The sequence below is a fragment of the uncultured Oscillibacter sp. genome (assembly GCF_910579365.1).
Taxonomy (GTDB): Bacteria; Bacillota; Clostridia; order Oscillospirales; family Oscillospiraceae; genus Oscillibacter.
Genome location: NZ_CAJTUX010000093.1, coordinates 1 through 7,609 on the forward strand (window position 1 = coordinate 1; position 7,609 = coordinate 7,609).

General features: G+C 62.6%; 8 protein-coding genes. 6 read left to right on the forward strand and 2 right to left on the reverse strand.

Going from position 1 to position 7,609, the window contains the following annotated elements; genetic code table 11:
- On the reverse strand, positions 1 to 200 hold a 200-nt coding region (locus QZ329_RS14060), incomplete at its 3' end, for a PAS domain-containing protein (protein ID WP_295753632.1).
- Between the two features lie 178 nt (positions 201 to 378).
- Between QZ329_RS14060 and QZ329_RS14065 the strand changes: the two genes are divergently transcribed.
- From QZ329_RS14065 to arcC, 3 genes are all read left to right on the forward strand, one after another.
- A complete protein-coding gene (locus tag QZ329_RS14065) occupies positions 379 to 1,791 on the forward strand; it encodes a YgeY family selenium metabolism-linked hydrolase (protein ID WP_295753633.1) in 1,413 nt (470 codons plus the stop codon).
- A 223-nt stretch (positions 1,792 to 2,014) separates the two neighbouring features.
- Entirely contained in the window at positions 2,015 to 3,205 is a 1,191-nt protein-coding gene (gene ygeW, locus QZ329_RS14070; RefSeq protein WP_295753634.1) for a knotted carbamoyltransferase YgeW, read from the forward strand.
- A 98-nt stretch (positions 3,206 to 3,303) separates the two neighbouring features.
- The gene (gene arcC / locus QZ329_RS14075; protein WP_295753636.1) at positions 3,304 to 4,245 is read left to right on the forward strand and encodes a carbamate kinase; all 942 of its coding nucleotides are present in this window, start codon (positions 3,304 to 3,306) and stop codon (positions 4,243 to 4,245) included.
- 60 nt (positions 4,246 to 4,305) lie between these two features.
- On the opposite strand, the gene QZ329_RS14080 is transcribed toward arcC, so the two are convergent.
- Positions 4,306 to 5,187 (reverse strand): PfkB family carbohydrate kinase, encoded by an 882-nt coding sequence (locus QZ329_RS14080; protein ID WP_295753637.1) that lies wholly within the window; start codon positions 5,185 to 5,187, stop codon positions 4,306 to 4,308.
- A gap of 81 nt (positions 5,188 to 5,268) precedes the next feature.
- Between QZ329_RS14080 and QZ329_RS14085 the strand changes: the two genes are divergently transcribed.
- The 3 genes from QZ329_RS14085 to ilvN all read left to right on the forward strand — a co-directional run.
- Positions 5,269 to 5,658, forward strand: a complete 390-nt coding sequence (locus QZ329_RS14085; protein ID WP_295753638.1) for a hypothetical protein — start codon at positions 5,269 to 5,271, stop codon at positions 5,656 to 5,658.
- Positions 5,659 to 5,751: 93 nt separating this feature from the next.
- Complete coding sequence (gene ilvB, locus QZ329_RS14090; protein ID WP_295753639.1) at positions 5,752 to 7,383, forward strand: biosynthetic-type acetolactate synthase large subunit; 1,632 nt, start codon at positions 5,752 to 5,754, stop codon at positions 7,381 to 7,383.
- A 16-nt stretch (positions 7,384 to 7,399) separates the two neighbouring features.
- Positions 7,400 to 7,609: acetolactate synthase small subunit (ilvN, locus tag QZ329_RS14095; protein WP_295753640.1), on the forward strand; the 210-nt coding region annotated here is incomplete at its 3' end.

Here is a 7,609-nt window from a genome sequence, read left to right on the forward strand (position 1 = left end):
CCCACCTTCCGGCCGGAGACGTGGCCGTTGGCGATGAAGACAATGGAGCGGTCCGGGTCCCGGCTGAGATCGTGGATGGCGACCTCGCAGTCGCTGCCGAACTGGGCGGCAATGCCGGCGGCCACCTGGCGCAGCAGCTCTAATTTGCTGTTTTCCGTGGGCAACTCCCCCTTTTTGGTGGATTTTTTGGGAAAAGACACTGATTCATACTAGCATCATACCACGGTTCTTTGGGGAAATCAACCGCTTTTCAAAAAAATTTTTTGGTTTTCAAAAATTTTGTTTGACAACGGGAAATCTTGTGGTATGATAAAGCTGTAAGGAACAGACAGCAAATGCGCGGAGCTGTCAAAATAAAATTTTACGGAGGTCGGCATTATGGATTTCGAGAAGATCAAATCTGCGGCAGAGGGCTACAAGGCGGAAATGTCCCGGTTCCTGCGGGACATGATCTCCCACCCCAGCGAGAGCTGCGAGGAAAAAGAGGTCGTGATGTGCATCAAGGCCGAGATGGAGAAGCTGGGCTTTGACAAGGTGGAGATCGACGGCCTGGGCAACGTCATCGGCTGGATGGGCCAGGGCGAGAAGATCATCGCCATCGACTCCCACATCGACACCGTGGGCATCGGCAACATCCAAAACTGGGAGGCCGACCCCTATCAGGGCTATGAGACGGAGGACGTCATCTATGGCCGGGGCGGCAGCGACCAGGAGGGCGGCATGGCCTCCGCCGTGTACGGCGCCAAGATCATGAAGGACCTGGGTCTGATTCCCGAGGGGTACAAGATCATGGTCGTGGGCTCCGTGCAGGAGGAGGACTGCGACGGCATGTGCTGGCAGTACATCGTGAACAAGTACTTCAACGGTCCCGAGGACGCCCGGAGCAAGATCGAGTTCGTCATCTCCACCGAGCCCACCGACGGCGGCATTTACCGGGGCCACCGGGGCCGCATGGAAATCCGGGTGGATGTGAAGGGCATCTCCTGCCACGGCTCCGCCCCCCACCGCGGCGACAACGCCATTTACAAGATGGCCGACATTCTCCAGGACGTCCGGGCCCTGAACGAGAACGGCGACGGCCCCTCCAACGAGGTCAAGGGCCTGGTGAAGATGCTGAACCCCGAGTTCAACCCCGAGCATTATGAGGACGCCCAGTTCCTGGGCCGGGGCACCTGCACCACCAGCCAGATTTTCTACACCTCCCCCAGCCGCTGCGCCGTGGCGGACAGCTGCTCCATCTCCATCGACCGCCGCATGACCGCCGGCGAGACCTGGGACTCCTGCCTGGAGGAAATCCGCCAGCTGCCCAGCGTGAAGAAGTACGGCGACGATGTGAAGGTCTCCATGTACATGTACGACCGTCCCGCCTGGACCGGCACCGTCTATGAGACCGAGTGCTTCTTCCCCACCTGGATCAACAAGGCCGGCGCGGCCCATGTCCAGGCTCTGGTGGACGCCCACCACGCCCTCTGGGGCGAGGAGCGCATCGGCCACGCCGACGCCGACGAGAGCAAGGACGCCATGCACCTGCGCACCGGCCGTCCCCTGACGGACAAGTGGACCTTCTCCACCAACTGCGTGTCCATCCAGGGCCGGTACGGCATCCCCTGCGTGGGCTTCGGCCCCGGCGCGGAGTCTCAGGCCCACGCCCCCAACGAGATCACCTGGAAGCAGGATCTGGTGACCTGCGCCGCGCTGTACGCCGCCGCGATCCCCCTGTACAAGCCGGAGAACAAGACCGCCGACGTGACGGAGTTCCGCCAGAGCCTGACGGACAACGACATTAAATAAAGCAGGGAATCACCCTGTAGGGGCGGACCTGCGCGTCCGCCCCCGGTACATGGGCGCTTGCGGGGAAATGGCCTGATCCCCTGGTCAGGCCATCCCTCTTCAAACCCGGCGCTCTCAGGCTATGCCTCCCAAACCCCGGCGCTTCCCTGTGGGATCCGCTTCTCTGAACGGTCCAATTTTTCCGGTAACGGGATGCCAAATAAAATATAAGGAGATTTTGATTATGTCTAAGACCATCGAGCTGGCGCAGCACCTGGAAAAGCTGCACATCAACAACATGTACAAGTCCGACTTCTACTGGACCTGGGACAAGACCGACGAGGAGCTGGACGCCATCTTCACCGTGGCCGACGCCCTGCGGGACCTCCGGGAGCGCAACAAGTCCACCCGCATCTTTGACTCGGGCCTTGGCATCTCCATCTTCCGGGACAACTCTACCCGGACCCGCTTCTCCTTTGCCTCCGCCTGCAACCTGCTGGGCCTGAACGTCCAGGACCTGGACGAGAAGAAATCCCAGATCGCCCACGGTGAGACCGTCCGTGAGACCGCCAACATGGTCTCCTTCATGGCCGACGTCATCGGCATCCGGGACGACATGTTCATTGGCGAGGGCCACAAGTATCAGAAGACCTTCATGGACGCCGTGAAGGAGGGCTACCGGGACGGCATCCTGGAGCAGCAGCCTACCCTGGTGAACCTCCAGTGCGACGTGGACCACCCCACCCAGTGCATGGCCGACATGCTCCACATCATCCATCAGTTCGGCGGCGTGGAGAACCTCAAGGGCAAGAAGATCGCCATGACCTGGGCCTACTCCCCCTCCTATGGCAAGCCCCTGTCCGTTCCCCAGGGCGTCATCGGACTGATGACCCGCTTCGGCATGGACGTGGTCCTGGCCCATCCCGAGGGCTATGACGTCATGCCCGAGGTCGAGGAGATCGCCAAGAAGAACGCCGCCGCCACCGGCGGAAGCTACAAGAAGGTCGCCACCATGGAAGAGGCCTTCCAGGACGCGGATATCGTCTATCCCAAGAGCTGGGCTCCCTTCGCCGCCATGGAGGAGCGGACCAAGCTCTATCAGGCCGGCGACCAGGCGGGCATCGACGCTCTGGAGAAGAAGCTCCTGGCTCAGAACGCCCAGCACAAGAACTGGTCCTGCACCGAGGAGATGATGAAGCGCACCCGGAACGGCTCCGCCCTGTATCTCCACTGCCTGCCCGCCGACATCACCGGCCTCAGCTGCCCCGAGGGCGAGGTGGACAACTCCGTGTTCGACCGGTATCTGGTGCCCCTGTACAAGGAGGCCAGCTATAAGCCCTATGTCATCGCCGCCATGATTATGATGAGCAAGGTGAAGGACCCCGTGTCCGCCCTGATGGCTCTGGACGCCGCGGACAAGAGAAAGTTCTTCTGAGATTATTTTCCGGCAGTACGGTCATACTAACGGTCACGGGCCCCGGAGCTTTTCGGGGCCCGGACCCGATCAATAAACGAAGAAGAGGATGCTGAAATATGGCTGAGCGTATCGTCATCGCCCTGGGCGGCAATGCCCTGGGCAACAATCTCCCCGAGCAGATGATTGCCGTGAAGCAGACCGCCAAGGCCATCGTGGACCTGATCGAGCAGGGCCATCAGGTGGTAATCGCCCACGGAAACGGACCCCAGGTGGGCATGATTCAAAACGCCATGACCGAGCTGACCCGGTCCGACCCGGAGAAGTATATCCCCTGCCCCCTGTCCGTGTGCGTGGCCATGAGCCAGGGCTATATTGGCTATGACCTCCAGAACGGCCTGCGGGAGGAGCTGTTGGACCGGGGAATCAACAAGGGCGTGGCCACCGTTCTCACCCAGGTGGAGGTGGACCCCCAGGACCCCGCCTTTGAGAATCCCACCAAACCCATCGGCGCCTTCATGACGAAGGAGGAGGCCGACATTCTGGTGAAGGAGCGGGACTATAAGGTGGTGGAGGACGCCGGGCGGGGCTACCGCCGGGTGGTGGCCTCTCCCAAGCCCGTGTCCATCGTGGAGATTCAGTCCATCCAGGACATGGTGGAGGCCGGTCTGGTGGTGGTGGCTTGCGGAGGCGGCGGCATCCCCGTGTTCAAGACCGAGGGACACCATCTGAAGGGCGCGGCGGCGGTCATTGACAAGGACTTCGCCAGCGAGAAGCTGGCCGAACAGCTGAACGCCGACACCCTCATTATCCTCACCGCGGTGGAGAAGGTGGCCATCAACTTCGGCAAGCCCGACGTGAAGTGGCTGGATTCCCTCACTCCCGCCCAGGCCCGCCAGTATATCGAAGAGGGGCATTTTGCCCCGGGCTCCATGCTGCCCAAGGTGGAGGCGGCCTTGAAGTTCGCCGAGTCCCGCCCGGGCCGCCGGGCGCTCATCACCCTTCTGGAGAAGGCGGGAGCCGGCGTGGCCGGAGAGACCGGCACCACCATTTCCGCGTAAACGCATAAAAATATAAGGAGGGCCCTCCATCGGAGGGTCCTCCTTTTCGCGCCGGAGCGCTTAATAAAATTCCCGGATGTAGGCCAGCACGTCTTCCCGGCTGCCCTGGAAGGGGCCGGGGGTCTCCATCTTCAGGGAGACCAGGGCCGTGCAGTAGAGCAGGGCCTCCTCCACGCCCGCCCGGCGGCGCTCCGTGATGTACCCGGCGAAGGTGGTGTCCCCCCGCCCCGTGCGGCCGGAGAGGTTTCGGGCCTTGATGGGGCAGGTGTAAACCTTCTCGCCGTCATAGGCCAGAACCTCGGTGTTGTGGGTGATGAGGACCTCCTTCGCCCCCCAGCTGTGGAGCAGCTTCGCCGCCTCCACCCGGTCCGTCAGGCCGGTGAGAATTTCCGCCTCGGCGGCGTCGGTCTTCAAATAGTCGATGCAGGGGAGGTATTCCTTCTTCTCCGCCCAGTCATGGAAGGCCATGGTCTTGTCCGGCTCCACGTGCCGGAGGAGGCACTGGACGTCCACGGCCACCTTGCCGTGCTTCGCCGCCTCGGCGAAGAGGGGACCGTCAAAGTCGCCGTAGACCAGGCCGGCAAAGTGGTAGATGGCGGCCTCGACATCCGGGAGCTCCTCAAAGCGGAAGGGGTCGCACACGCCCATGGAGGTGCAGGAGCGCTTCTCCTTGTCGGCGGTGAAGTACTGGTTGCGGATGGAGCAGGTGGCCTTGGAGGGCTTCCAGTACAAATCCGCGCCGGAATCCCGGAAGCGAGCCTCCACGTCGGCGTCGGCGGGGTTCAGCTTGGTGAAGAGGGCGGTCCGGTTCCCGCTTCTGGCGGCGGCGAAGCCGGAGGCCACCACCGCCCCGCCGACCTCCCTGCGCTCATTCCCCTGGTAGTCGATATTGTGGTCCAGGGACACCGGGCCGATGACCAGTACGTCGTATTGCTGTTTCATAGGCGTCTCCATTCTGCCGCAGGCGGCTTGTAATACGCTTCATTATAAACCGGATTTTGAGAATGCGCAAGCGGAGCGGCGTTGTCTGAAAAAGAAAAGTGGGGTCTGATGGCAGATACAGGGAAAGATTCCGTCATTTTTTACGACAGAGAAGCGGAGTGGCGGCGTGTTTTCGTAAAATCATCCGGAAAAACGGCCCGGTTTCATTTTTTTGTTGCGCTTTGTCCATCGGAAATGTATAATAACAAACCAAGACAGGCGGAGGCGTGTTTTCACGGGAAAACGGGCCGGCCGCCGGGTGGCCGCGCATACGCGGCGGAGGTTCTCATGTTGATGACCACTGCTCTCAACAGCATTCTGGGCCTGTACATTATTCTGGTTCTGGTACTGGTGGTTCTGGTGCCGAAAAAGAATAGTGCGTTTGGTCATGCGCGAAACAGGGGCGCGGGGAATCCAGGAAACACGGTGTGAACCCCCCGCCAGAACCGGAACTCTTGCAAGTCCGTGACCCGACGAAGGGCCGCGGACTTATTTGTTTTTTGCGGCGAAAGGAGCTTGGGACTTATGGAACTGACAGGCGCTCAAATTTTGACGGAAGGTCTGGCCCGGGAGGGTGTGGAGCGGGTCTTCGGCTACGCCGGGGCCACCATCTGCCCCATCGCCGACGCCCTGCGGGAAGACCCCAATCTTGACTACACCCTGGTCCGCACGGAGCAGAACGCCGGGCACATGGCCTCGGGCTATGCCCGGGTGACGGGGAAGACGGGGGTGTGTATCGTCACCTCCGGCCCGGGAGCCACGAACCTCATTACCGGCGTGGCCACGGCATACATGGACTCCATCCCCCTGGTGGCCATCACGGGGCAGGTGCCCTCCAACCTCCTGGGGCGGGACATCTTCCAGGAGGTGGACATCACCGGCGCGGTGACTCCCTTCACCAAGCACTGCTATCTGGTGAAGGACGCGGCCCAGCTTCCCGTGGTGCTGAAGGAGGCCTTCCACATCGCCTCCACCGGCCGGCCGGGTCCGGTGCTCATCGACATCCCGGTGGATGTGCAGGAGCAGATGGTGGCGGACGTGGCGTTCCCGGAGGAGGTCCGCATCCGGGGCTACAACCCCAGCGTCCGGGGCAACGACAAACAGATCGCCAACGTGGCCATGGCCATCGGCCTGGCCCAGCGGCCGGTGCTGTGCGCCGGAGGCGGCGTGTTCCTGGCCCACGCGGAGGAGGAGCTTCGCCTCTTCGCCGAGTCCACCGGCATCCCGGTGGTGACGACGATGATGGGCCTGAGCCTCCTGCCCACGGAGCACCCGCTGAACATGGGCATGATCGGGGCCCACGGCAACACCACCGCCAACAAGGCCCTGGTGAAGTCGGACCTTCTCATCATGATCGGCACCCGGGTGGCGGACCGGGCCATCGTCTCCCCGGACGAGATTCAGCGGCGCATGGCCAACATCCACATCGACGTGGACCCCGCCGAGATCGGGAAGAACATGCAGTCCACCCTCCCCCTGGTGGGGGACGCCAAGGTCATCCTCCGCCAGCTGATGGAGCGGGGGGCCAAGGCGGACTGCGGCGAGTGGCGGGAAATGCTTCAGGACCTCCGCCGGACGAACCTGGGCCGGGGCTATCCCGCGAAGGAGGGGTATGTCTTCCCGGGCCGTCTCCTGCGCCTTTTGGGCGAGCGCCTGCGGGAGGACGCCGCCGTCTGCGTGGACGTGGGGCAGAACCAGATCTGGGCCTGCAAGCATCTGCGGCTCAAGGGGGCGCGGTTTTTGACCAGCGGGGGCCTTGGGACCATGGGCTACGCCATTCCCTGCGCTGTGGGCGTGAAGACCGCCCAGCCGGCGCGGCAGGTGGTGGCCATCTGCGGGGACGGGTCCTTCCAGATGTCCATGAACGAGCTGGCCGCCGTGAAGGCCGGGGGCTTTGACCTGAAGATCGTTCTCTTCCGCAACGGCGTGCTGGGCCTGGTGAACCAGATTCAAAGCAAGGAGCCCTACCACGGCCCCTTCGGCGTGCGGCTGGAGGGGGACCCGGACTTTGCCGCGGTCGCCGCCGCCTACGGCATCCCCAGCCTGACCCTCCGGGACGAGGGAAAGGCGGAGGAGACCCTGGACCGCTTCCTGGGTATGGAGGGGCCCTGCCTCCTCATCGCGGAGGTGAGCCCCGAGTGGAAAACCACGGACTGAACGGGAGGAGAGAAGGATGAAACAGACGATTTCCATTTTGGTGGAGAACCGGGCGGGCGTGCTGAACCGCGTCGCGAGTTTGTTCTCCCGCCGGGCCTTCAACATTGACTCCCTGGCTGTGGGGGTGACGGACGACCCGTCGCTGTCCCGGATGACCATCATTGTGGACAACGGCAACAGCGTGGTGGAGCAGGTGGAAAAGCAGCTGAACAAGCTCATTGAGGTC